This is a genomic window from Streptomyces sp. NPDC090106 (genome assembly GCF_044747265.1).
Taxonomy (GTDB): domain Bacteria; phylum Actinomycetota; class Actinomycetes; order Streptomycetales; family Streptomycetaceae; genus Streptomyces.
In genome coordinates this window covers 163,125-182,680 of sequence record NZ_JBIVDS010000005.1, presented here as the reverse complement: position 1 = coordinate 182,680, position 19,556 = coordinate 163,125, and the positions used below count along the sequence as shown (strand labels likewise).

Sequence of the window (19,556 nt, the reverse complement as noted above, 5' to 3'; positions counted from 1 at the left end):
CCCTGGTCGTACGCCCCGTGCAGCACCCACCAGAGCCGCCGGATCCCGAGGGGGGACCTCCATCATGCAGGCCGCGCCCGTTCGCGCCACCGCCATTCCGTCGTTCACCGATGCACTCCGTGCCGTCGAGTCGCTCCTCATGAGCGGCGGCCAGCGCACCGCCCGCCGCAACGCCTGGACGTCCGTCCTGGAGGACCGCCGCCGGGCCAAGGACCGGGTCGAGGCACAGCAGGTTCTGGACAAGGCGCTCGCCTCCCGTCCCTGACCGCCTCGCCGTCGTCGCCACTCCGGGGGCCACGTAGACTTCGGGGCATGGCGAGAAGTGACAGTGCGGCGGATGCCGCGAACCCCGGGCGACTGAAGCAGATCGCCCTGACGTACAAGATGACCCGCAGGGCCGACAAGAAGATCGGTCTCGTTCTCGCGGGCGTCTTCATCCTGATCCTCGGTGTCTTTCTCGCGATCGGTTTCCTGATCGGCCACCCGGTCTATCTGGGCATCCTGGGCTTCCTGCTCGCCTTCCTGGGCACGGCGATCGTGTTCGGGCGCCGCGCCGAGCGGGCCGCCTTCGGTCAGATGGAGGGTCAGCCGGGCGCCGCCGCGGCCGTCCTCGACAACATCGGCCGGGGCTGGACGACGACCCCCGCGGTCGCGATGAACCGCAGCCAGGACGTGGTGCACCGCGCGGTCGGCAAGGCCGGCATCGTGCTGGTCGCCGAGGGCAACCCGAACCGGGTCAAGAGCCTGCTGGCCGCCGAGAAGAAGAAGATGAACCGCATCGTCGCGGACGTCCCGGTGCACGACATCATCGTCGGCACGGGCGAGGGCCAGGTCGAGCTGAAGAAGGTCCGCACGAGCATGCTGAAGCTGCCGCGCGTCCTGACCGGCCCCCAGGTCACCGCCACCAACGACCGGCTGCGCGCCATGGGCGACCTGATGAGCAACATGCCGCTCCCCAAGGGCCCGATGCCGAAGGGCATGAAGCTGCCGAAGGGCGGCGGCAAGGCCCGCTGACCCACGGCCGCGTGTGTACGACGAAGGGGGCGCCCACCAGCGGTGGGCGCCCCCTTCGTCGTACACACGCGCATGTCCCTGGATCCGGACCTCCACCGTCAGATCCGGACCTCCACCGTCCGGGAGATCCGGTCGTGCAGGCCGCGGCCGTCACGGTCCCAGACGAGGGCCGGGACGACGAGGCAGAGCAGGACGGTGCGCAGGAGGCCGCGCCAGGGGTTCACCCGGCCGGTGCCCAGCTCGACCACGCGCACGCCGAACAGGCGCTTGCCCGGGGTGAAGCCGATGGTGCCGACCGTGAGGACGCTCATCACGAAGAAGACGAGCAGCGCCCAGTTCGATGTCGTCTGGTCATAGCTCTGAGTGATCAACTGGGATGCAATCAACACGCTCATCCCCCAGTCGACGACGAGCGCGCCGATCCGCCGGCCCGGACGGGCGACGGAACCCGGCCCCGTCTCCGGCAGGCCGAGCTGTTCGCCGCGGTATCCGAAGTCCACACCCGCTTGCTCGGAGGCCTCGCGGGGCCCCGAGAGCCACGATCCGATTGCTTCCCTCTTGTCCACCCGTCCACGGTACTGCCCGCGTTTCGGGATACGGACAGGTGGGGTACCGGGACCGATGTCCGGTTAACTTGTGCGAAACAAATGGGTCACGCCGGAGAAATCACGCGTCCCTAGTGTCGAGGCCAGCGTGTGCCACCGCACTGGCCGCACGAACGAACTACCACCCCGGGTCGGACGGGCCGGGAGTAGGAGGAGCTGGATGTTCCAGAACGCCGACGAGGCCAAGAAGTTCATCGCGGACGAGGACGTCAAGTTCGTCGACGTCCGCTTCTGCGACCTGCCGGGTGTGATGCAGCACTTCACGATCCCGGCCGAGGCCTTCGACCCGGCCGAGGAGCTCGCCTTCGACGGCTCCTCGATCCGCGGCTTCCAGGCCATCCACGAGTCCGACATGGCGCTCCGCGCCGACCTGTCCACCGCGCGCGTCGACCCCTTCCGCCGCGACAAGACGGTCAACATCAACTTCTTCATCCACGACCCGATCACGGGCGAGCAGTACTCCCGTGACCCGCGCAACGTGGCGAAGAAGGCCGAGGCCTACCTCGCCTCGACCGGCATCGCCGACACCGCGTTCTTCGGTCCCGAGGCCGAGTTCTACGTCTTCGACTCGGTGCGCTTCGCGACCGGCGCGAACGAGAGCTTCTACCACATCGACTCCGAGGCCGGCGCCTGGAACACCGGTGCGGTCGAGAACAACCGTGGGTACAAGGTCCGCTACAAGGGCGGTTACTTCCCGACCCCGCCGGTCGACCACTTCGCCGACCTGCGTGCGGAGATCTCCCTGGAGCTGGCCAACTCCGGCCTCCAGGTCGAGCGCCAGCACCACGAGGTGGGCACGGCCGGCCAGGCCGAGATCAACTACAAGTTCAACACGCTGCTCGCCGCGGCCGACGACCTCCAGCTCTTCAAGTACATCGTGAAGAACGTGGCCTGGCGCAACGGCAAGACCGCGACCTTCATGCCGAAGCCGATCTTCGGTGACAACGGCTCGGGCATGCACGTGCACCAGTCGCTGTGGACGGGCGGCCAGCCGCTCTTCTACGACGAGGCCGGTTACGCGGGCCTGTCGGACACCGCCCGCTACTACATCGGCGGCATCCTCAAGCACGCCCCGTCGCTGCTGGCCTTCACCAACCCGACGGTGAACTCGTACCACCGTCTGGTCCCGGGCTTCGAGGCGCCGATCAACCTCGTCTACTCGCAGCGCAACCGCTCCGCGGCCATGCGTATCCCGATCACGGGCTCCAACCCGAAGGCCAAGCGCGTCGAGTTCCGTGCGCCCGACTCCTCCGGCAACCCGTACCTGGCCTTCTCGGCCCTGCTGCTCGCGGGCCTCGACGGCATCAAGAACAAGATCGAGCCGGCCGAGCCGATCGACAAGGACCTGTACGAGCTGGCTCCCGAGGAGCACGCGAGCGTCGCCCAGGTCCCGACCTCCCTCCCGGCCGTCCTCGACTCGCTCGAGCGCGACCACGAGTTCCTCCTCCAGGGCGACGTCTTCACGCCGGACCTGATCGAGACGTGGATCGACCTCAAGCGCACCACCGAGATCGCCCCGCTCCAGCTCCGCCCGCACCCGCACGAGTTCGAGCTGTACTTCGACGTGTGACCGACCCGTTCCCGTCGTACCCCGGCGCCCCCGTTCCTGTTGCTCAGGGACGGGGGCGCCGTCGTATCGTTCAAGCACGGATGTTCGATTGCGGGGCGACGGGGTGGGGACCATGACCGAACGCGACGACCGGCCCGACGAGGACGGCGAGGACCGTGAGTTCGACATCCGCTGGGCCGACGACGCCGAGCGGAAGGAACCCTCGGCCCGCGCCCGCATGCTCGCCGCCCGCTGGAAGGAGAACCCGCCGCCGTCCCAGCCGTTCCGCGCGGAGGCCGAGCGGGGACGCCGCACCCGGGCCCGCTCCCCGTGGACCTCGGTGGCCCTGGTCTTCGGCATCGTGGCCGCGGTGATCGTCGTGCTGGGGTACAGCGGGTTCCGGGCGCCGTACTAGCCCTCAGCTTTTGCCCGTCCCAGGACTGATCGGGGGCGGTTCATGGTGGAGGGCGGTGCACACTGGGTGGGGCGGGGGTGTGACTGCGGGGTGATGCAGATGCGGAGCCGTTTCCGGAGTGATCGGCGGTTGACCGTGCGGATGACGGTCACGCTGTTCCTGCTCGGGCTGCTGTACGTGGTGTTCGTCGGTGCGCTGGTCGTGCTGCTCAGGTCGTGGGTGCTGGTCGTGGTCGTGGCGGCCGGGTTCCTGGGGGCGCAGTACTGGTTCTCCGACCGGGTCGCGCTGTTCGCTATGCGCGGCCGGGTCGTGGAGCGGGAGGAGTATCCCGAGCTGCACGGGGTCGTGGACCGGCTGTGCGCGCTCGCGGACATGCCGAAGCCCGTGGTCGCCGTGTCCGCGATGGACATGCCCAACGCCTTCGCCACCGGACGGAATCCGGATCACGCGGTGGTGTGCGTGACGACCGGGCTGCTGCGGCGGCTGGAGAAGGACGAGCTGGAGGGCGTGCTGGCGCACGAGCTGTCGCACGTGGCGCACAAGGACGTCGCCGTGATCACCGTCGCCTCGTTCCTCGGGGTGATCGCCGGGCTGATCGTGCGGTTCGCGTTCTACTCGCAGGTCTTCGGCGGGCGCCGGGACCAGAACACCGCCGCGGTCCTCGCCGCCGTGCTGGGTGTCTCCGCGGCCGTGTACGCGATCAGCTTCCTGCTGATCCGGGCGCTGTCCCGGTACCGGGAGCTGGCCGCCGACCGGGCCGCGGCCCTGCTGACGGGGCGGCCCTCGGCGCTCGCCTCCGCGCTGGCGAAGGTCTCCGGGGACATCGCGCGCATCCCGACCAAGGATCTGCGGACCGCGCAGGCGTTCAACGCGTTCTACTTCACCCCGGCCACGGGCCGGGAGCCCGGCATCGAGCGGTTCTTCTCCACGCATCCGCCCCTTAACCAGCGGCTGGAGCAACTGGGCCGGATCTCCGGCGAGTTGGGGGAGGCACTCGCCCCCGGGAAGGCGGACTGAGAGCGACATGGGGCTGCTGGACATCCTGCTCGGGCGCACCAAACCGGTGGCGCCCGACCTCGACCGGCTGTTCGCGCTGCCGTCGGCGGCGGTGACGCTGGAGGCCGCCGCCGGGTTCACCCCGACGGGCGGGGGCGCGGTGTGCTTCGCCACCGTCGAGGGCGCGGCCTTCGAGCAGTCGCACCGCGAGGTGCAGGCGCTGCTGGACGCGGACGCCGACCGGGACGGCCCCCCGGTGGAGCTGACCCGGGACGACTACGGCTACTCCTGGCTGGTCTCCCGACGCTCCCCCGACCGGCTGCACCTGCTGGTCAACGATCTGCACGCCGTCAACTCCTCGATGGAGGTCAACGGCTTCGGCCCGCAGCTGCTGTGCTCGCTGGTGGGCTTCCGGGACCCCGAAGGGCGCGCGCTCGCGCTCGTCTATCTCTACAAGCGCGGCACGTTCTATCCGTTCGCGCCCCTGCCCGGCGCGGGGCAGAGGCGCGACAACCCGCTGGAACTGCGGGTGAGGGCGGCCCTCGCCGACGACCTGCGGATCGAACAGGACCTCAGCCGGTGGTTCCCCGTGTGGGGCGCCCCCGGCGTCTGAGGACGCTCACTTGCTCTTCTCGCGCTCCTGGCGGCGGGACTCGAAGGGGCGCTCGCGGCGGTAGCGGCGCTCCCACTTGGCCTGCTTGTCCCGGCGGTCGCGGTAGGAGCGGTAGTCGCTGGGCATGCTGCCGCCCGAGGAGGGGCGGCCCGAGGACGTCGAGACCTCCGCCCGCCCGTACCGCAGGTACAGGAAGAGCACGGCCGCGGCAGCGAGCCAGTACAGGTGGTTGCCGAATCCGAGGACGACCAGTACAGCCGCCCCGGCCATGACGATGGTGCCCATCTCGGGCCTCCGTGTGCGTGGGTGGGTGTGCAGCAGAGTAGCCCCGGACGCGCAGGGTGACGCCGCTCCTGCGGAAAGCAGAGGTGGCAGCTCCGCAACGCTTGTCCAGCGTAGGGAGACGGTCACTCGGCGTGCATCCCCTTTTCCCCGGACCTAGGGTGGGGCGCACATGCACATTTCTCCCATAAGGGGTGTTCTTCCGCATGAGCGATCTCTTCGTCATCGCCTACGACGATCTCGCCACTGCCCATCGGGTCCGCGAGAAGGTCGTCGAGCTGTCCAAGCAGCACCTCGTCGAGCTGGAGGACATCGTCGTCGTCGAGCGGCGGGACGACGGCAGGATCAAGCTGCACCAGGCCGTCAACCACACCACGGTGGGCGCGGCCGGAGGCGCCCTGTGGGGTGGTGTGATCGGGCTGCTCTTCCTGGCCCCGCTGCTCGGCGCGGCGGTGGGCGCGGCGGCCGGAGCAGCGGGCGGCGCGTTCACCGACACCGGCATCAACGACCCCTTCATGAAGGAGCTGAGCCAGAACCTGCGCCCGGGCGCCGCGGCCCTGTTCGTGCTCGTCAAGCAGGCCGCCCAGGACAAGGTCATCCCGCAACTCACGCCGTTCGGCGGCCAGTTGGTGCAGACCTCGTTGAGCCAGGCCGACGAGGACCACCTGCGGGAGGCCATCAGGGCGGCGGCGCACCACGCCGCCACCTGAGCGGGCGGCGCCGTGATCGAATGAGGACATGCTCACCTCCTTCACCCAGGAACACGGCGGCGAACGGCTCAGCGGAGCGCACGACGACGGCGGTGGCCCCGGGCGGGCCACCGCCGTCCTGCTGCACGGCGCCGGGAACGGCAGCAAGGAGCGACTGCTGCCCCTGCTGGCCGAGTTCACCGCCCACGGCCACGCCGCCCTGGCCCTCGACTTCTCCGGCCACGGCGAAAGCACCGGCGCGCTCGCCGAGTTGAGCCTGCGCCGCCGCTTCGAGCAGGCCGTCGCGGTGATCGACGCACGTGTCCCCGCGGACAGCCCGCTGGTCCTCGTCGGGTTCAGCATGAGCGGCCAGACGGCCACCGATCTCGTACGGCACTACGGCGGGCGCGTGACGGCGCTCGGCCTGTGCTCACCCGCCGTGTACACGGACGAGGCCTGGGGCGTGCCCTTCGGCGCGGGCTACGGCCGGTTCAGCACCCTCATCCGCACCCCGGACAGCTGGCGTTCGGCGTCCGCGCTGGGCGTGCTGCGCGCCTACGCGGGCCGGGCGGTGCTCGCCGTCCCGGCGCACGACGAGGTCGTCCCGGCGACGGTGACCGAGGCCCTCCAGGACGCGCTGGCGGCCCGGGCGCGGTTCTCCCGGCTCGAACTCCCGGACGCCGGGCACCGGTTGGGCGCGTGGTTCCACGATCACGCCGAGGACCGGAGGGAGTTCGTCGGCCTGCTGCTCGCCGACCACGCCTGACCTCCTCGCGGACGAGGGCCGGCCACCGCCTTGTTCGATTTCTTCGTCGCCCCACGCACCTCAGTCGAACCTGCCGTGACACGAGCTCAATTTCCGCTCTCACCTGGCTCTTTGACCGGTCTCGCGGACTCCCGCGTTGTCAGTGGCCGGCGGTAGACTGTAGGTAGTGTTCGAGGAAGTCGCCGGGGGCGCCGAGGCCCTCGGTGGACGACCTGATCGCGACAGGAGGATGCCCGTGCCCGCTGCCGCACTGAAGCCGCTGCCCACCCAGTCGACCGTCCAGCACCCGGTGCTGCTGGACCTGCCGTACACGCCCGTGGAGAAGCGCCCGCTGCCGCCGGGGCGTCCGCGCGAGTGGTACGTCACGCACAACCGTCGCCTCAAGGCGATGCGACTCGCCATCGCCCTGCTCGACCTGGGCGTGTACCTGCCGAACCAGGCCCGCAACGAGAAGATCCGGAGCACGGCGCAGACGATCGGCGTCCACCCGCCGTCGGACACGACGTGCCACATGGTGCGGGCGCTGATGCGCTACTCACGGTGAACCACCGGCCTTCACGGTGAACCGCCGGCGCCGGGCGCCCCGGGAACGGGAGCGTCCGGCGTCCGGTCGTACGGGCCCCGTCAAGCGGCTCCGCCCGCGAGTTCCTTCTCCACCGGCGTCCGGAAGCGCGGGGTCACCCGGGCCGTGCCCAGCCAGGCCCGCAACCGCTCCGCCTCGGCCGTGATCGCCGCCTCGGCGTCCCGGCCCACGCCCGCCCGGTCCAGCAGCCGCCAGGCGATCTCCCCGTCGGGGCGCTGCGCCCAGGCGCCGACCACCCGGCCGTCCCACCACACCGTGGGGCCCACGTTTCCGCTGTAGTCGAAGAGCGGGGGCCGCAGCTCCGGCGCGAGATACCAGTCCCGGTGGCGCCAGCCCATCGCCGTCGGGTCGAGGCCGGGCAGCAGCGCCGCCCAGGGCTCCCGCGGCCCGTCCACCGGGTCGAGGTCCCCGGCCGCGACCCAGCCCGGCCCCTCGTCCAGGGTCACCGGCTCCGCGCCGATCGCCGCCAGGGCGCGGCGCACATCGGTCACCTTCCAGCCCGTCCACCACTTCAGGTCGTCCTCGGTGACGGGTCCGCACGCCGTGAGCCAGCGCGCGAGCAGCGTCGACCGGGCCCCGGCCGGGTCGAGTTCGGGGTGCGGGGGCGCGGGGGCCCAGCGGAACTGGGAGGACGTCCAGGAGCCGAGCGGCCGGCCGCGGACGACCTTGCCCTCGGCGCCCAGGAGCTTGAGCAGCCGGGTGGAGACGGTGTGCACGCCCTCGTAGCTCTTGCCCGCCGCGTACACGAACTGCTGCCTCAACCGGGGCTCGTCCTGGGCGAGTTCGGCCGCCGTGGCCTGTCCGCGCCGGGCGAGCGCGGCCAGCGCGGACGCCTCGACGTCGGCGAGCCACGCGGCGTCGGGGGCACCGGCCTTCGCCATGTCCTTGAGCAGGGAGGCCCGTTCGCGCGCGGCGACGGCGATGCCGGTCGAGGCGTGCACGACGGCGGCCAGTCCGGTGGGGAACACGAAGACCGTGGTGCGCATGCCGTGCATCCGCACCAGCGTGCCGTCCTCGTACAGCGCGCGTTCCGTGGCGGCGACCGTCTTCGCCGGATCGGCCAGCCGGGCGCCGACGGACAGATGCACCGACGCCGGGTCCGAGCCGTGCAGCGCCACCAGGGACGCGGCGACCTCCTCCGGGCCGGCGGCCCGGGCGGCGCCGGCCAGCCGGTGCCGCAGCGCCAGTCGTGCCCGCCGCTCGGCCACCCCGATGTGCCGCGCCTCGCCCATGCCGCTCTCCCCGTCACTCGCCGCCCGTCACCGTCCGCTCGCATCCTCTCCGACGGCACTGACAATCGGCCGCCGCGCGTTCACCCGATCGCCGGACTGGGCATGCGCGTGCCCCCGGGCCGGGCTTCCCTGCGAACAGGGGGTGTCGAGAACAGCGGACCGGGAGGCGTGATGGGGAGGCAGGGCGGATGAGTACTCCAGGTGCCCCGGCCGACCGTGCCGCGCGCGGGCGGGCCGCCCGCAAGCGGGTCTCCCGCTCCGAGCACGCGGGGTGGATCCCGGCGGTGGACCGGCCGGACCCGGTGGCGGTGCTGGAGCGGCAGGGCCGGGACCGGCTGCCGGAGCTGCTGCCGATCCGGTACGGGCGGATGTCCGGGTCGCCGTTCGCGTTCCTGCGGGGGGCGGCGGCGGTGATGGCCGCCGATCTGGCCGCGCAGCCGCACACCGGGCTCACCGTGCAGCTGTGCGGGGACGCGCATCTGCTGAACTTCGGCCTCTACGCCTCCCCCGAGCGGTCGCTGCTCTTCGACCTCAACGACTTCGACGAGACGTTCCCGGGGCCCTTCGAGTGGGACGTGAAGCGGCTCGCCGCGAGTGTCGTCGTCGCCGCGCGCGAGAACGGGCACCCCGCGGACAAGGGGCAGGCCGCGGCGCTGGCGGCGGTGGCCGCGTACCGGACCTCGATGCGGCGGCTGGCCCGGCTCGGCGAGCTGGCCGTCTGGTACGAGCGGGTCGACGCCGAGAGCCTGCTGCCGCTGGTGCGGTCCTCCCGGCACCGCCGCCGGGTCCAGGCGAGCCTGACGCGGGCCCGGCGCCGCACGAGCCTCCAGGCGGTCGGCAGGCTGACGGAGGTGGTGGACGGGCGGCGCCGGATCGTCCGGGACCCGCCGCTGCTGGAGCCCGCGGGCGCGCCCGACATGGCCGCGCTCCGGAAGATCTTCAGCGACTACCGCTCGACGCTCTCCGAGGAGCGCCGGATGCTCCTGGACCGCTACCGGTTCGTCGACGCCGCCCGCAAGGTCGTCGGCGTCGGCAGTGTCGGCACCCGCTGCTTCATCCTGCTGCTGGCGGGGCGTGACGCGGACGACCCGTTGTTCCTCCAGATCAAGGAGGCCCGCAGGTCCGTCCTGGAGGAGCACCTGCCGAACGGCCCGTACGTCCATCCCGGGCACCGTGTGGTCGCCGGCCAGCGGCTGCTCCAGGCGGCGAGCGACATCTTCCTGGGGTGGATGACGGGCCCGCAGGGGCGGGCGTACTACTGGCGGCAGCTGCGGGACATGAAGGGCTCGGCGGACGTCGCCGGGATGAACCCGGCCGACCTCACCGCGTACGCGCGGCTGTGCGGCACCGCCCTGGCCCGGGCGCACGCCCGGTCCGGTGACCGGGTGGCGATCGCCGCGTACCTGGGCGGCGGCGACACCTTCGACCGGGCGGTGGCCGAGTACGCGCGCGCGTACGCCGCCCAGACGGTCACCGACCACGCGACGCTGGGCGCGGCGGTGGCCGCCGGTGTGGTGACGGCGTCGCCGGACGTGTGACCCGCTCCGGGCCGCGGTGACGCCGTACGGTGACGGCATGGAGATCTGGATCAACCCGGCCTGTTCGAAGTGCCGCAGCGCGATCGGGCTGCTCGACGCGGAGGGCGCCGACTACACCGTGCGCCGCTATCTGGAGGACGTGCCGAGCGCGGACGAGATCAGGGACGTGCTGGAGCGGCTCGGGCTGGAGCCGTGGGACATCGTCCGGACCCAGGAGGCGGTCGCCAAGGAGCTGGGGCTGAAGGAGTGGGCGCGGGACGCGGCCTCGCGGGAGCGGTGGATCACCGCGCTCGCCGGGCACCCGAAGCTGATCCAGCGGCCGATCATCACGGCGGACGACGGCACCGCCGTGGTCGCCCGCTCCGAGGAAGCGGTACGGGACGCACTGTCCCGGTAGGCAACGCTTTGTCCGCCGGCGGGAGTTCAGCGGCTCCGCGCTGTTACCCTCCGCCGCCATGAGCTTCGGTGATCAAGGAATGCCGTACGGGCCGCCGCCGCCCGCCCCTGACCCGTACACCCGGTGGGTGGTCGAGCAGGAGCGGATACGCAGACGCAGGCGCGCGCGGCGTGCGGCGGCGGCCGGGGCGGGAGGCGTCCTCGTCGCGGCGGTCACCGCGGGAGCCATGCTGTACACGGACGGGGACCGGAACGCGGCGGCCTCCGCGCCCGCCGCGGGCGCGCCCTCCGTCGACGTGTCCCTGCCCTCCGACGCCCCCTCGTCGCTGCCGTCGCTGCTGGCGCGGCCGGTGATCCGGCCGGAGCAGGCGTTCCCCGCCAAGAACGTGCGCCTGAAGGACGGTTCGCGGTACACGCGGGTGGATCTCGCCACGACGACCGACTGCTCCGAGGGCATGGCACCGGAGTTGGCGGCGCTGATCGAGCAACAGGGCCGGGGCTGCGAGCGGTTGACGGCCGCGCTGTTCACGGACGCCGAGCGGCGCTCGCAGGTGACGGTGACCGTGCTGAGCTTCACCCGTGCCGAGGACGCCTCGGCCGTGTTCGCGATGGCCTCGATGGACCCGGTGACGTACCAGGTGATGTCGCTGGACCCGCCGCCGGAGGCGGGGCTGCCGACGGTGCCGCCCGGTTCGGCGGGGGTGTTCCGGCGGCTGATGACCGTACGGTCCGTGGTGTTCGCAGGCGGGCAGTGGGGCGACGGCTCGGAGACCGGCGAGGAGGACATCACCCGGCAGACCGAGGACCTCCTCCGGTACGTCGACGACAGGGTCGTCGCGTACGAGGACCCCGACTCGGTGTGACGCACGTTACTCCGGTGACTCCTGTCAGCCGCTGAGCAAGCTCGTTCGACATCTCGTACATAGCGACGACCGCACCCGGACCCCCAGGAGGCGCGCATGTCGCGTAGGAGAACTCTCAGCACGGGAAAGAAGATCGCGCTGTTGGCGAGCGCGGCGGCGGTGGCGGGAGGCGGGGCCTTCGTGATGGCCACCACCTCCAACGCCGCGCAGTCGCCCCAGACGGCCGCGGAATCCACCGTCTGCCAGGGGCTCGCCACCGCACTCGGCAACAACCAGCAGTTCATCGCGGACCAGAGGGCGAATCCGGACGCGCAGTCCACGGCCCGGATCGCCAACCGTGAGGCGGTCATCGCGCAGATCAAGGTGCAGCAGGAAGCGTCCGGGTGTGTCGTTGGGGAGTCGGCTCAGGGCTCCCAGTCGACCGGCTCGCAGGCTTCCGGCTCGCAGGCCCCCGGCGCCGGGGCGGCCCAGCCCGCCGAGTCCGCCACCGCCACCGCGACGCCCTCGCAGGCCGCGCAGCCTCCGGCCGCCTCCGGCCAGCAGGTCTGCAACGGCTCGACCGTCACGCTCTCCGGCGAGGGCGGGGCGCCCGCGGCCTCCAGCAACCAGTTCCCGGCGGGGACGAAGCTGAAGGTCACCAACCTGGACAACAACAAGTCCACGACGGTCGAGGTCACCTCGGTCTCCGGCAGCTGCGCGCTGCTGAACAACGCCGCTTTCGAGCAGGTCCGCGAGCCCGGCAAGTTCCTGATCCGCCGAGCCCTGATCGAGAAGGTGGGGTGAGGCGCACGCCCTAGCCCGTACGTGTCATGCGGTCCTGTCGCTCGCGGCCACGAGCGGCAGGACCTACACGTGCCGTCGCGCAACCCCATCGCATACGAGCGGTTCCGCCGCCGGGTCCGGGTGTCTCCCTGTCGACTTTCCGTGTCGCTCGCCGCGCCGCCCGCCCGCCTCACGGCGTGAGACGCGCCACAGAACCACCAGGTAACACGGGGTTCACATTCGAGCAACGGGCGGGAAATCGCCTGTTGACAGGCTCGCGCACATCAACTCGCGGCGTTTCAGTGCCGCAGCGCCGCAGCACCCGCAAGTGCGCCTAGAGACCCACCCCGAAGGATGTGGCCCGTGAGCTTCAAGGCTGAGTACATCTGGATCGACGGCACCGAGCCGACGGCCAAGCTCCGTTCGAAGACCAAGATCCTGGCCGACGACGCCAAGGGTGCCGAGCTGCCGATCTGGGGCTTCGACGGGTCCTCCACGAACCAGGCCGAGGGGCACTCCTCGGACCGCGTGCTCAAGCCGGTCTTCTCCTGCCCCGACCCGATCCGCGGCGGCGACGACATCCTCGTCCTGTGCGAGGTCCTGAACATCGACATGACCCCGCACGAGTCCAACACCCGTGCCGCGCTCACCGAGGTCGCGGAGAAGTTCGCCTCGCAGGAGCCGATCTTCGGCATCGAGCAGGAGTACACGTTCTTCAAGGACGGCTACCCCCTCGGCTTCCCCAAGGGCGGCTACCCGGCCCCGCAGGGCGGCTACTACTGCGGTGTCGGCGCGGACGAGATCTTCGGCCGTGACGTCGTCGAGGCGCACCTGGACAACTGCCTCAAGGCCGGTCTCGCGATCTCCGGCATCAACGCCGAGGTCATGCCCGGCCAGTGGGAGTTCCAGGTCGGCCCGGTCTCCCCGCTGGAGGTCTCCGACCACCTGTGGGTGGCCCGCTGGCTGCTCTACCGCACCGCCGAGGACTTCGGCGTCTCCGCGACCCTCGACCCCAAGCCGGTCAAGGGCGACTGGAACGGCGCCGGCGCGCACACCAACTTCTCCACCAAGGCGATGCGCGAGGGCTACGACGCGATCATCACCGCGTGCGAGTCCCTCGGTGAGGGCTCCAAGCCGCTCGACCACGTCAAGCACTACGGCGCCGGCATCGACGACCGTCTGACGGGTCTGCACGAGACCGCCCCGTGGAACGAGTACTCCTACGGTGTCTCCAACCGCGGCGCCTCGGTCCGTATCCCGTGGCAGGTCGAGAAGGACGGCAAGGGCTACATCGAGGACCGCCGTCCCAACGCCAACGTCGACCCGTACCTCGTGACGCGGCTGATCGTCGACACCTGCTGCTCCGCCCTGGAGAAGGCCGGCCAGGCCTGACCCACGGGATCCCCGGCTCCCCGAGGGGGCGTCCACCGTTCGCGGTGGGCGCCCCCTCGGCGCGTTGTCGGTGGCGCGTGCCAGAGTGCGGGCATGGAACGTGAGGGCACGGGGCGTGAGGGCATGGGGCGTGAGGGCATGGGGACCGGCGGGGACGGCCGTCTCGGCATCAAGGTCGTGACCGAGAGCGGCGAGGCGCACGCCCGGGTCACGGCGGAGCGGCTGCGGGAGCTGGTGGAGCGGATCGGGGGCCGCGGCGACCAGTTCCTGATCGTGCAGCGGATACCGGACCGGCCCACGGTCTTCATCCAGGCCGCCCACCGGCCGGGCGGTCCCTACGAGTTCCAGCACCGCACCGGCCCCGTCCCGTACATGTGGGTCACCGAGGTGGAGGATCCGGGGCTCGTCGCGGACGTCATGGCGCGCTGGGCCCGGCAGGAGGACGGCTGGGACACCGGGATCTCCTGGCAGCGGGACGAGCTGCCCGTGCCCGTGGCGCCGCCCGCGCCCGATCCCTCGGTCGCGGCGGACGCCGAGCGGTACGTGCGCGAGATGCTCGCCGACGGCTACCTCGACATCCGGACCATCGTCCGGGAGACGGTCTACCTGGTCGAGGACCGGCTGACGCCCGCGCAGGCCGGACCGCTCGTGGAACGCCTGTGGCTGGCCCGGGTCGAGGAGCAGGAGACCTGGACCGGGGAGACCGATCCGGACCGGCTGGAGCGCGCGTTCGCCGCGCTGGAGCGGGACGGCATCGTCGCCCGCGAGCACTTCACGTGCTGCCGCACCTGCGGCACCGGCGACATCGGCCACGAGATGGCGGACACCCCGGGCGCCCGGGGCTTCGTCTTCTTCCACCACCAGTGCACCCGCGGCGCGGCCCAGGGGCACGGACTCGCGCTCTACTACGGCGGTCGCGAGGACTCCCCCGAGGCGGCCGAAGGAATCGGCCGCGAGGTCGTGGCCGCGCTCACCGCGGCAGGACTGTCCACCCGGTGGGACGGCGATCCGGACAAGGCGATCGGTGTGGCGCCCCTGAACTGGCGCAAACGACTGGTGGGGTGAGGCACGCGACACCTGTTTCGCGTCAGGGAAGCGTCCAAGCAGTGAGAGGAGGCTCCTGTAACCGGGCTGTGTCTGCTTCAATGGGCCCATGGCCAGCTTCCAGAAGGACACCGCGACGGGTCGCCACGACCTCGAGCCGTTCTGGCCTTCCCGTCAGCACCATGACTTCGACCGGGTGTGTTGCCGCGCGATGAACGCGCCGGCCCTCTAAAGCCGTACACCCCCGGCCTTCGGCCCGCGCGCATCGACGTACGTCCCGACCGGCCCGACCACGAACTCGTGGCTTGTCGGCCTTCCCGACGAACTCCTCGCGCGAAAGAGCTGACCTCTCATGGCGACCACTCGTTCCCTGTCCTCCGCCCCCACCCTCACCGCCCCGGCCGAGCAGAGCGCACGGCACCGGCTGCGGGCCGTGCGCCCCGACGAGGTGCCGGACGTCCCGGACTTCCTCCCGCCGGGCGCCACCTGGCTGCCCGCTCCCCCGCACACCCTGCCCACGCTGCCGGGCCAGCCGCCGATGATCGGCTATCTGGTGCTCGTCCCGGCCGACCCGCAGTCGCCCGCCGCGGGCGAGCCCGGCGCCGAGGAGGACGGCGACCCGCTCGTCCGCGTCGACACCGTGCAGCGCACGGCTGCGGTGGACGGCGTCGAACTCGACCTCACCTACCTGGAGTTCGAGCTCCTCGCCCATCTCGTCGCGCACCCCCACCGGGTCCACACCCGCGACCAGCTGGTCACCACGGTGTGGGGCTACGGACATGTGGGCGACGGCCGTACCGTCGACGTGCACATCGCCCGCCTGCGCCGCAAGCTGGGCACCCAGCACCGGCAGGCGATCCAGACGATCCGCCGGGTCGGCTACAAGTACGCCCCTCCGACGGGCCGTTGACCGGCCCCTGACGCGATCCCGTCGGCCGGGGGGTGTACCTGGCACCACCCCCCGGCCGGGCGGCCAGGCCCCGTGACCGGCTCCCGGCACTCCGCGAGACTCGCCGCATGAGCGCAGAGACGAAGAGCGACGACCGGGTCACGCGGGCACGGGGCACGGGACGGGCGGCGGTGCGAGGCCTCGCCCTCGCACTGCTGACGCTGCCGGGGGCGGTGTTCTGTCTCACCCTCTCCCTGGTGTCGCTCGCGCTGATCCCGGTCGGGGTCGGGATCGTCACGACACCGTGGGTGCTGACGGGGGTGCGGGCGTTCGCCGACGCGCGCCGGCTGCTCGCGGTGAAGTGGTGCGGGATACGCATCCCGTCGGCTTACCGGCCCCTCCCGGCGGACGCCAACCCGTGGACGCGGACCTTCACGATGGTGCGCGACCCGGCGACCTGGCGGGATCTGCGCTGGCTGCCCGCCGACATGACGGCGGGGTTCGTCACCGCGCTGCTGGCGGGCGTGCTGGTGTTCTACCCGCTGGAGGGGTTCGCGATCGCGCTCGGGCTGTGGCGGGTGCTGCCCGACGGGTACTGGTACGCGTTCGTGCCGGTGACGGGCCAGGCCACCGCGCTCGCCGCGGGCGTCCTGGGCGGTGCCCTCCTCTTCCTCGCGCACCGGTTCACCTCACGGGTGCTGGCCGCGCACTTCCGGCTCACCCGGGCCCTGCTCACCCCGAGCGGCGCCGAACTGGCCGAGCGGGTACGGGTGCTGACCGAGACACGGCGCGACGCCGTCGACACCTCGGCCGCCGAACTGCGGCGCATCGAACGGGATCTGCACGACGGGGCGCAGGCGCGGCTGGTCGCCATGGGCATGGACCTCGGCACCATCGAGCTGCTCCTGGACACCGATCCCGGCAAGGCCAGGGAACTGCTCGCGCACGCCCGGCAGTCGTCCGTGGACGCGCTCGCCGAACTGCGGGACCTGGTGCGGGGCATCCATCCGCCGGTGCTCGCCGAGCGCGGACTGGGCGACGCGGTGCGGGCGCTGGCGCTGCGGCTGCCGGTGCCGTCCGAGGTGAGCGTCGAGCTTCCGGGGCGGGCGGAGGCGCCCGTGGAGTCGGCGGCGTACTTCGCGGTGAGCGAGGCGCTCACCAACGTGGTGAAGCACGCGGGCGCCGACCGGATCTGGATCGACGTGCACCACGCCGGGGAGCGGCTGCGGATCACCGTCACGGACGACGGGCGGGGCGGCGCGGCGCTCGGTGCCGGGTCGGGGCTGGCCGGGGTGGAGCGGCGGCTGGGTACATTCGACGGCGTCCTCGCCGTCAGCTCACCCGCGGGCGGCCCCACCATGGTCACCATGGAGATCCCTTGCGTGTTGTCCTAGCCGAAGACCTGTTCCTGCTCCGGGACGGGCTGGTGCGGCTGCTCGAAGCGCACGGCTTCGAGATCGCGGCTGCGGTGGAGAGCGGCCCCGAACTGGCGCGGGCGCTGGCCGAACTGGAGCCGGACGTCGCCGTGGTGGACGTGCGGCTGCCGCCCACGCACACCGACGAGGGGCTGCAGTGCGCGCTGGACGCCCGCCGCCGGCGGCCCGGGCTGCCGGTGCTGGTGCTGTCGCAGCACGTGGAGCAGTTGTACGCGCGGGAGCTGCTGGCCGACGGCACCGGCGGGGTCGGGTATCTGCTCAAGGACCGGGTGTTCGACGCGGCGCAGTTCGTGGACGCGGTCCGGCGGGTCGCGGCGGGCGGCACGGCCATGGACCCCCAGGTGATCCAGCAGCTGCTGTCCCGGCGGGCGGCGGACCGGCCGATGGGACGGCTCACCCCGCGCGAGACGGAGGTGCTGGAGCTGATGGCGCAAGGCCGCTCCAATGCGGCGATCGCCGCTCACCTGGTGGTGACGGAACGGGCGATCGCCAAACACACCTCCAACATCTTCGCCAAACTCGGACTGGAGGTCTCGGACGACGACAACCGCCGCGTCCTGGCGGTTCTCGCGTATCTCGACCACGGCCACTGAAAACGGGCGCGTGATCGGCACTTCCTGTGCAGCAGCCGCAACTCCCGGTATTTCGTGGACTGTTGATGATGGATTAATCCTCGGATCTCTCATGAATTTCTGAGGCGGCTGAACACCCCTGGGGCGTCGCGCGTATGAAAGAGCGCCGCTTTCCCTCCTGTCGGGCGCCTCGACGCCCCGTCAAGGAAGTCAGAGGAGTTCCATGGGACGCAACAATCGGAAACGCCGTACGTCGATGACCACCAAGGTCATCGCGGGGTCGGCAGCCCTAGCGCTCGGTGGGGGCGGGCTGATCTGGGCGAACTTCTACGCTTCGGCGCACGAGTCGAAGAACGGGGGACAGAACCAGACGAGGGCTGCCGGCACGCAGATCGCCACGATCGAGTGCCCGGACGTCGGCCAGCAGCTGACCAACGTCCCCAACGGCGCGCGCAACGGCGTGGCGACCGAGGTGGCGAACCTCGACAAGCAGATCACCGAGGCGTACGCCCGGCTCGCGTCCACGCGCCAGGCGCAGGCCAACGACTCGGGGTTCGTGCAGAACGCGATCCTCGGCCCGCTGAAGGAGAAGCGGAACGCGACGCTGGACCGGATCCGGATCAACATCCAGCGCGCGGGCGGGCAGGCCGCGAACCTGTCGCAGTTCGCGGGCTGCACCGGTGTGCCGGCCGAAACGCCGCAGACCACCGATGGTGAGGCCGGCCAGAACAACGGCGGCGGTCAGCAGCAGGGCGACGGTCAGGACCAGGGCGACGGCCAGGACACCGGCCAGGACCAGGGTGACGGCCAGGACACCGGTCAGGACCAGGGCGCGGGTCAGGCGAACGGCCAGGGCGGAAACGGCCCGACGGCCGACGACTTCGTGGACATCACCCAGGTCCAGGGCGCCAGCGCCCAGCTGGGTGTGGGCGCGAACGGCCTGTTGGCCAACGGCCGTTCCGGTTCGCGTGGCACGTTCACCACGAAGTGCGGCACCAACGGGAACGACAACCACAACACGGACAACGTGATCGTCGCCCCGGGTGTCACCAACGGCGCCCACCACCTGCACGACTACGTCGGCAACCAGTCCAACGACGCGTTCGCGTCCGACCAGGACCTGGCGGGGGCCCAGACCACCTGCCAGAACAAGGGCGACGTGTCCTCGTACTTCTGGCCGGTGCTGCGCCTTCAGGACGGTTCGCAGGACTTCGACCAGAACGCGGCCGGCGGTGGCACCGAGGGCAACGTGGGCACGATCCTGCAGCCCGCCCAGGCCCAGCTGAAGTTCGTCGGCAACAAGAAGGGCAAGGTCGTCGCGATGCCGACGGCGCTGCGCATCATCACGGGTGACGCGAAGGCGTTCGTCAACGGCAACGCCAACGCGAACGTCAACTGGAGCTGCACCGGCTTCGAGAACAAGGTCCAGCTGCACGACAAGTACCCGATCTGCCCGCAGGGCAGCCAGGTCGTGCGCACGACCAACTTCCAGAGCTGCTGGGACGGCCAGAACATCGACAGCGCCAACCACCGTACCCACGTGGCGTTCGTCCAGGCCGACGGCACCTGCGCCAACGGCTTCAAGGCGATCCCGCAGCTCCAGGTGCGACTGGTCTACAACGTTCAGGCGCCGACCATCCAGAACGGCACGGTCGTCAACCCGTACGCGGTGGACACCTTCCCGGAGAACCTGCACAAGCCGGTGACCGACCACAACGACTTCATCAACTTCTTCTCCACCAACCTGATGAACAAGATGGTCAACTGCATCAACACCGGCCGCAAGTGCCAGTGATCCGCATCTAGGCAACGGAGAAGCGGGGGGGGGGGGGCCCCCCCCCCCCGCGCCGGGGCCCCGGGGCGGGGGGGGGGGGGGGCCGCTGCGCGCCGGGCCCGAGGGGGGGGGGCGGCCGCGCCGGT

General features: G+C 71.4%; 23 protein-coding genes. 20 read left to right on the top strand and 3 right to left on the bottom strand.

Annotation, left to right across the window (positions count from 1 at the left end):
* Positions 1–64 precede the first annotated feature (64 nt).
* Positions 65–265, top strand: coding sequence for a hypothetical protein (locus ACIPSE_RS17865; RefSeq protein WP_401663503.1), 201 nt, complete (start codon positions 65–67; stop codon positions 263–265).
* Positions 266–312: 47 nt separating this feature from the next.
* Positions 313–1,014, top strand: a complete 702-nt coding sequence (locus ACIPSE_RS17860) for a DUF4191 domain-containing protein (protein ID WP_401663501.1) — start codon at positions 313–315, stop codon at positions 1,012–1,014.
* A 98-nt stretch (positions 1,015–1,112) separates the two neighbouring features.
* Here the strand turns inward: ACIPSE_RS17860 and ACIPSE_RS17855 are convergent, their stop codons facing one another.
* Entirely contained in the window at positions 1,113–1,580 is a 468-nt protein-coding gene (locus ACIPSE_RS17855) for an RDD family protein (RefSeq protein ID WP_401663499.1), read from the bottom strand.
* A 199-nt stretch (positions 1,581–1,779) separates the two neighbouring features.
* On the opposite strand from ACIPSE_RS17855, the gene glnA reads away from it, so the two are divergent.
* The 4 genes from glnA (at position 1,780) to ACIPSE_RS17835 (ending at position 5,192) form a co-directional block, all read left to right on the top strand.
* Positions 1,780–3,189, top strand: a complete 1,410-nt coding sequence (gene glnA / locus ACIPSE_RS17850) for a type I glutamate--ammonia ligase (protein ID WP_401663496.1) — start codon at positions 1,780–1,782, stop codon at positions 3,187–3,189.
* 112 nt (positions 3,190–3,301) lie between these two features.
* Positions 3,302–3,583, top strand: a complete 282-nt coding sequence (locus tag ACIPSE_RS17845) for a hypothetical protein (RefSeq protein ID WP_401663494.1) — start codon at positions 3,302–3,304, stop codon at positions 3,581–3,583.
* Between the two features lie 99 nt (positions 3,584–3,682).
* Positions 3,683–4,600: a zinc metalloprotease HtpX gene (gene htpX / locus ACIPSE_RS17840; RefSeq protein WP_401663492.1), complete on the top strand. Its 918-nt coding sequence runs from the start codon at positions 3,683–3,685 to the stop codon at positions 4,598–4,600.
* Positions 4,601–4,607: 7 nt separating this feature from the next.
* Entirely contained in the window at positions 4,608–5,192 is a 585-nt protein-coding gene (locus ACIPSE_RS17835; RefSeq protein WP_401663490.1) for a hypothetical protein, read from the top strand.
* A 6-nt stretch (positions 5,193–5,198) separates the two neighbouring features.
* On the opposite strand, the gene ACIPSE_RS17830 is transcribed toward ACIPSE_RS17835, so the two are convergent.
* On the bottom strand, positions 5,199–5,477 hold the full coding sequence (locus ACIPSE_RS17830; protein WP_401663488.1) for a hypothetical protein: 279 nt from the start codon (positions 5,475–5,477) through the stop codon (positions 5,199–5,201).
* A gap of 203 nt (positions 5,478–5,680) precedes the next feature.
* On the opposite strand from ACIPSE_RS17830, the gene ACIPSE_RS17825 reads away from it, so the two are divergent.
* The 3 genes from ACIPSE_RS17825 (at position 5,681) to ACIPSE_RS17815 (ending at position 7,473) form a co-directional block, all read left to right on the top strand.
* Entirely contained in the window at positions 5,681–6,184 is a 504-nt protein-coding gene (locus tag ACIPSE_RS17825; protein WP_401663486.1) for a DUF1269 domain-containing protein, read from the top strand.
* 28 nt (positions 6,185–6,212) lie between these two features.
* Positions 6,213–6,929: an alpha/beta hydrolase gene (locus ACIPSE_RS17820; protein WP_401663484.1), complete on the top strand. Its 717-nt coding sequence runs from the start codon at positions 6,213–6,215 to the stop codon at positions 6,927–6,929.
* Positions 6,930–7,164: 235 nt separating this feature from the next.
* Entirely contained in the window at positions 7,165–7,473 is a 309-nt protein-coding gene (locus ACIPSE_RS17815) for a hypothetical protein (RefSeq protein WP_401663482.1), read from the top strand.
* A gap of 80 nt (positions 7,474–7,553) precedes the next feature.
* Here the strand turns inward: ACIPSE_RS17815 and ACIPSE_RS17810 are convergent, their stop codons facing one another.
* Positions 7,554–8,744 carry a winged helix DNA-binding domain-containing protein gene (locus ACIPSE_RS17810; protein WP_401663479.1) on the bottom strand — a complete coding sequence of 397 codons (1,191 nt, stop codon included), beginning with the start codon at positions 8,742–8,744 and terminating at the stop codon, positions 7,554–7,556.
* Positions 8,745–8,932: 188 nt separating this feature from the next.
* Here ACIPSE_RS17810 and ACIPSE_RS17805 point away from each other — a divergent pair, with 188 nt between their 5' ends.
* From ACIPSE_RS17805 to ACIPSE_RS17755, 11 genes are all read left to right on the top strand, one after another.
* On the top strand, positions 8,933–10,282 hold the full coding sequence (locus ACIPSE_RS17805; protein ID WP_401663477.1) for a DUF2252 domain-containing protein: 1,350 nt from the start codon (positions 8,933–8,935) through the stop codon (positions 10,280–10,282).
* Between the two features lie 37 nt (positions 10,283–10,319).
* Positions 10,320–10,679 carry an arsenate reductase family protein gene (locus ACIPSE_RS17800; RefSeq protein ID WP_401663475.1) on the top strand — a complete coding sequence of 120 codons (360 nt, stop codon included), beginning with the start codon at positions 10,320–10,322 and terminating at the stop codon, positions 10,677–10,679.
* A gap of 58 nt (positions 10,680–10,737) precedes the next feature.
* On the top strand, positions 10,738–11,541 hold the full coding sequence (locus tag ACIPSE_RS17795) for a hypothetical protein (RefSeq protein WP_401663474.1): 804 nt from the start codon (positions 10,738–10,740) through the stop codon (positions 11,539–11,541).
* A 96-nt stretch (positions 11,542–11,637) separates the two neighbouring features.
* Positions 11,638–12,324 carry a hypothetical protein gene (locus ACIPSE_RS17790; protein WP_401663472.1) on the top strand — a complete coding sequence of 229 codons (687 nt, stop codon included), beginning with the start codon at positions 11,638–11,640 and terminating at the stop codon, positions 12,322–12,324.
* A 342-nt stretch (positions 12,325–12,666) separates the two neighbouring features.
* Positions 12,667–13,695 (top strand): glutamine synthetase, encoded by a 1,029-nt coding sequence (gene glnII / locus ACIPSE_RS17785; protein ID WP_401663470.1) that lies wholly within the window; start codon positions 12,667–12,669, stop codon positions 13,693–13,695.
* A gap of 93 nt (positions 13,696–13,788) precedes the next feature.
* A complete protein-coding gene (locus ACIPSE_RS17780) occupies positions 13,789–14,760 on the top strand; it encodes a DUF6891 domain-containing protein (protein ID WP_401663467.1) in 972 nt (323 codons plus the stop codon).
* A gap of 88 nt (positions 14,761–14,848) precedes the next feature.
* On the top strand, positions 14,849–14,971 hold the full coding sequence (locus tag ACIPSE_RS17775) for a hypothetical protein (RefSeq protein WP_401663465.1): 123 nt from the start codon (positions 14,849–14,851) through the stop codon (positions 14,969–14,971).
* A 120-nt stretch (positions 14,972–15,091) separates the two neighbouring features.
* Positions 15,092–15,649, top strand: a complete 558-nt coding sequence (locus tag ACIPSE_RS17770; protein ID WP_401663463.1) for a winged helix-turn-helix domain-containing protein — start codon at positions 15,092–15,094, stop codon at positions 15,647–15,649.
* Positions 15,650–15,756: 107 nt separating this feature from the next.
* On the top strand, positions 15,757–17,022 hold the full coding sequence (locus tag ACIPSE_RS17765) for a sensor histidine kinase (RefSeq protein WP_401663461.1): 1,266 nt from the start codon (positions 15,757–15,759) through the stop codon (positions 17,020–17,022).
* Complete coding sequence (locus ACIPSE_RS17760) at positions 17,007–17,657, top strand: LuxR C-terminal-related transcriptional regulator (RefSeq protein WP_401663458.1); 651 nt, start codon at positions 17,007–17,009, stop codon at positions 17,655–17,657. The genes ACIPSE_RS17765 and ACIPSE_RS17760 overlap by 16 nt, the downstream gene beginning before the upstream one ends.
* A 202-nt stretch (positions 17,658–17,859) precedes the next feature.
* Positions 17,860–19,431: a DUF1996 domain-containing protein gene (locus tag ACIPSE_RS17755; protein WP_401663455.1), complete on the top strand. Its 1,572-nt coding sequence runs from the start codon at positions 17,860–17,862 to the stop codon at positions 19,429–19,431.
* Positions 19,432–19,556: the final 125 nt, after the last annotated feature.

Excerpts from the sequence above, each read along its gene's own strand:
- ACIPSE_RS17865 (WP_401663503.1), top strand. The coding sequence starts at position 65 with ATGCAGGCCGCGCCCGTTCGCGCCACCGCCATTCCGTCGTTCACCGAT.
- ACIPSE_RS17860 (WP_401663501.1), top strand. The coding sequence starts at position 313 with ATGGCGAGAAGTGACAGTGCGGCGGATGCCGCGAACCCCGGGCGACTG.
- glnA (WP_401663496.1), top strand. The coding sequence starts at position 1,780 with ATGTTCCAGAACGCCGACGAGGCCAAGAAGTTCATCGCGGACGAGGAC.
- ACIPSE_RS17845 (WP_401663494.1), top strand. The coding sequence starts at position 3,302 with ATGACCGAACGCGACGACCGGCCCGACGAGGACGGCGAGGACCGTGAG.
- htpX (WP_401663492.1), top strand. The coding sequence starts at position 3,683 with ATGCGGAGCCGTTTCCGGAGTGATCGGCGGTTGACCGTGCGGATGACG.
- ACIPSE_RS17835 (WP_401663490.1), top strand. The coding sequence starts at position 4,608 with ATGGGGCTGCTGGACATCCTGCTCGGGCGCACCAAACCGGTGGCGCCC.
- ACIPSE_RS17830 (WP_401663488.1), bottom strand. The coding sequence starts at position 5,477 with ATGGGCACCATCGTCATGGCCGGGGCGGCTGTACTGGTCGTCCTCGGA.
- ACIPSE_RS17825 (WP_401663486.1), top strand. The coding sequence starts at position 5,681 with ATGAGCGATCTCTTCGTCATCGCCTACGACGATCTCGCCACTGCCCAT.
- ACIPSE_RS17820 (WP_401663484.1), top strand. The coding sequence starts at position 6,213 with ATGCTCACCTCCTTCACCCAGGAACACGGCGGCGAACGGCTCAGCGGA.
- ACIPSE_RS17810 (WP_401663479.1), bottom strand. The coding sequence starts at position 8,744 with ATGGGCGAGGCGCGGCACATCGGGGTGGCCGAGCGGCGGGCACGACTG.
- ACIPSE_RS17805 (WP_401663477.1), top strand. The coding sequence starts at position 8,933 with ATGAGTACTCCAGGTGCCCCGGCCGACCGTGCCGCGCGCGGGCGGGCC.
- ACIPSE_RS17800 (WP_401663475.1), top strand. The coding sequence starts at position 10,320 with ATGGAGATCTGGATCAACCCGGCCTGTTCGAAGTGCCGCAGCGCGATC.
- ACIPSE_RS17795 (WP_401663474.1), top strand. The coding sequence starts at position 10,738 with ATGAGCTTCGGTGATCAAGGAATGCCGTACGGGCCGCCGCCGCCCGCC.
- ACIPSE_RS17790 (WP_401663472.1), top strand. The coding sequence starts at position 11,638 with ATGTCGCGTAGGAGAACTCTCAGCACGGGAAAGAAGATCGCGCTGTTG.
- ACIPSE_RS17780 (WP_401663467.1), top strand. The coding sequence starts at position 13,789 with ATGGAACGTGAGGGCACGGGGCGTGAGGGCATGGGGCGTGAGGGCATG.
- ACIPSE_RS17775 (WP_401663465.1), top strand. The coding sequence starts at position 14,849 with ATGGCCAGCTTCCAGAAGGACACCGCGACGGGTCGCCACGACCTCGAG.
- ACIPSE_RS17770 (WP_401663463.1), top strand. The coding sequence starts at position 15,092 with ATGGCGACCACTCGTTCCCTGTCCTCCGCCCCCACCCTCACCGCCCCG.
- ACIPSE_RS17765 (WP_401663461.1), top strand. The coding sequence starts at position 15,757 with ATGAGCGCAGAGACGAAGAGCGACGACCGGGTCACGCGGGCACGGGGC.
- ACIPSE_RS17755 (WP_401663455.1), top strand. The coding sequence starts at position 17,860 with ATGGGACGCAACAATCGGAAACGCCGTACGTCGATGACCACCAAGGTC.